This is a genomic window from Methylorubrum podarium (assembly GCF_022179745.1).
In the GTDB taxonomy this organism is placed as follows: Bacteria; Pseudomonadota; Alphaproteobacteria; order Rhizobiales; family Beijerinckiaceae; genus Methylobacterium; species Methylobacterium podarium.
This window is the reverse complement of sequence record NZ_BPRD01000670.1, coordinates 1-2,825: the sequence shown is the minus strand read 5'-3', so window position 1 is coordinate 2,825 and position 2,825 is coordinate 1. Positions and strand designations below refer to the sequence as shown.

The following is a 2,825-nucleotide window of genomic DNA, read 5'->3' as shown; positions in this document are numbered from 1 at the left end:
CTCTCCTCCCCCTTGCGGGGAGGAGGCAGGAGGTGGGGGTGGTTCAGAACGAGGCGGTGGGGTGCCCTCCGCCCGACCCCGAACCCCTCCCCACAAGGGGGAAGGGACAGGCGATGCCCGACCGAAGGAATCAAGCGGTACCCGAATCAGATCGTCTGGTTGTAGGCGCCCACCTCCGGATGCTGGCGCAGCACCGCGTCGACCGCCGCGAACATCTCGTGCAGCCGCGCCTCCGAGACCGGGCTCTCCACCACCACCACGAGTTCGGGCTTGTTCGAGGAGGCCCGTACCAGCCCCCAGGTGCCGTCGTCGGTCGTGACGCGCACGCCGTTGACCGTCACCAGATCGGTGATCGCGTGGCCGCCCACCGGCTCGCCCGCCGCCTGCAGCGCCCGGAACCGCTCGGTCACCGCCTCGACGACGCCGTACTTCACCTCGTCGGCGCAGTGCGGCGACATGGTCGGCGAGCCCCAGGTCTTCGGCAGCGCCCGGTAGAGGTCGGCCATGGTCTGGCCGGGGTTGCGGTCGAGCATCTCGATCACCGCGATGGCGGTGAGCAGGCCGTCGTCGTAGCCGCGGCCGACCGGCGCGTTGAAGAAGAAGTGGCCGGACTTCTCGAAGCCGGCCAGCGCCGAGAGCTCGTTGACCCGCCGCTTGATGTAGGAGTGGCCGGTCTTCCAGTAATCGGTGCGCACGCCGCGGGCCTGCAGCTCGGGATCGGCGGCGTAGAGGCCGGTCGACTTCACGTCGACCACGAAGGTCGCGTCCGGATGCAGCTTGGACAGGTCGCGGGCCAGCATCACCCCGATCTTGTCGGCGAAGATCTCCTCGCCCTCGTCATCGACCACGCCGCAGCGGTCGCCGTCGCCGTCGAAGCCGAGGCCGACATCGGCGCCGGTCTCGCGCACCTTGTCGGCGATGGCGTGCAGCATCGCCATGTCCTCGGGGTTCGGGTTGTAGCGCGGGAAGGAATGGTCCGGCTCGACGTCGAGCGGGATCACCTCGACGCCGAGCCGCTCCAGCAGGGCCGGGGCGAAGGCGCCGGCCGTGCCGTTGCCGCAGGCGGCGACCACCTTCAGCTTGCGCGTGACGGGCTTTGCGCGGGCGACGAGGTCGTCGAGATAGATTTTCGCGAAGTCGGACACGAATTCGTAGGCGCCGCCGTCGCGATACTGGAACGCGCCGCTGGTGACGATCTCCTTGAGGCGGCCCATCTCGTCGGGGCCGAAGGTCATCGGCCGCTCAGCGCCCATCTTCACCCCGGTCCAGCCGTTGTCGTTGTGCGAGGCGGTGACCATCGCCACGCAGGGGCAGTCGAGGGCGAACTGGCCGAAATAGGCCATCGGCGAGAGCGCGAGCCCGATATCCTTCACCCGCAGGCCCGCCGCCTGCATCCCGGCGATCAGGGCGAGCTTGATCGACGAGGAATAGGCGCGGAAGTCGTGACCGGTGACGATGTCGGGCCGCACGCCGCGCTCATGGATCAGCGTGCCGATCCCGAGCCCCAGCGCCTGGACGCCCATCAGGTTGATCTCCTGCGGGAACAGCCAGCGGGCGTCGTACTCGCGAAAGCCGGTCGGCTTGACCATCGGCCACTGCTCGAAGGCGAAGGTGTTCGGCTCGAGCCTCGGCAGGGGCGTGGGAAAGGTCTTGAGGGACGGATCGGAGGACATGGCAGACCTTTCGCACGGGCGGCGGCGGACAAGACGTCGCGCGCCGCCGGAAGAGAAGCCGAGACGGGGTGAGACTCTAGATCAGGAAGCCCTCAGACAAGGAAGCCGTCCAGGGCCGAGGCGCCGTTGACCTTCCACACCTCGACGGCCGCCAAGGTCGGGTTCTCGGCGGCGCCCTGCCAGAAGGCGAGGTTGAGCGTCCCGTCGGTGACCGAGACGGTCCGCGTCAGGGTCGTCGCCGTCGCGCCCCCGGCCGCCGCCGCCCAGATGTCGTAGTTGGCGACCGTGGTGCCCTCGATGCCGACGTTGAACTGACGCTGGCCCGCTCCGCTGAGACCGCCCGGATCGTCGGGCTGGTTGTAGATCTCGGCGAAGTGCAGGACGACCTTGTAGGAGCCGGACGCCAGCGCGCTGCCGTCCGCGTTCTTGACGGCGTAGCCGAAGCGCCCGTCGTCGGCATCCGTGGTCGAGGCGCTCGCCCAGCCGAAGCGCTGGTTCTGGTAGAGCGCGTCGTCGGTGGTGCCGGCGATCGGATCGACGTCGGCGAAGACGGCGTTCCCGTCCTGGCCGGCGACGTAGTAGCGGTGCGGGGCTGCCGCCGTGTCGGACTCGAACAGGGTCCCGTCCGCGCGGGTGAAGGCGCTCCCGCCGGAATTGATCGCCAGGACGAGGGTGTCGCCGCCGGGCGTCACGTCGATGGTGAAGGCGTGCGAGGCGGCGGCGTTGGTGTTGGCCGCGGGGCTCCCGTCGGCGATCTCGCCGGCCTTGACCGTCGCGGTGTAGGACCCGTCGGCCCAGCCGCCCGCCGGCGCGGCGACGAGATAGGTGGCCGTGGCCGAGGTGGCGCTGGTCGCCACCTTCGACTGCAGGCTGATCGCCCCGACCGCGCCGGGTCCCGTCACCGCGAGGTCGGCGGCGGTGATGCTGGCGAGGCTGATGCCCGAGGCGTCGTTGTAGACCACCGTCACGCTGGCCTGTTGGCTGCCGGTGTCGGGACTGTCGACGGCGAAGGAGCCGACGGTCGGGCCGGTCGTGTCGGTGCCGCCCGTGGCTTGGCGCACGATGATGCCGCTGAGCTTGGCGTTGTCGATGCCGTTGGCGAATTGCAGGTCGAGGGTGCCGTTGGCGCCCGCGGTGATCGGGCCCGACACG

The 2,825-nt window shown here is 69.9% G+C and carries 2 protein-coding genes; both read right to left on the bottom strand.

Going from position 1 to position 2,825, the window contains the following annotated elements:
• Positions 1-146: 146 nt before the first annotated feature.
• Positions 147-1,673 carry a phosphomannomutase/phosphoglucomutase gene (locus MFF42_RS25610; RefSeq protein ID WP_238258781.1) on the bottom strand — a complete coding sequence of 509 codons (1,527 nt, stop codon included), beginning with the start codon at positions 1,671-1,673 and terminating at the stop codon, positions 147-149.
• Positions 1,674-1,765: 92 nt separating this feature from the next.
• A partial coding sequence (locus MFF42_RS25605; protein ID WP_238258780.1) for a malectin domain-containing carbohydrate-binding protein occupies positions 1,766-2,825 on the bottom strand: 1,060 nt, incomplete at its 5' end.

Bases quoted from the DNA above. Each gene is read 5' to 3' on its own strand.
- MFF42_RS25610 (WP_238258781.1), bottom strand. From the start codon at position 1,673: ATGTCCTCCGATCCGTCCCTCAAGACCTTTCCCACGCCCCTGCCGAGG.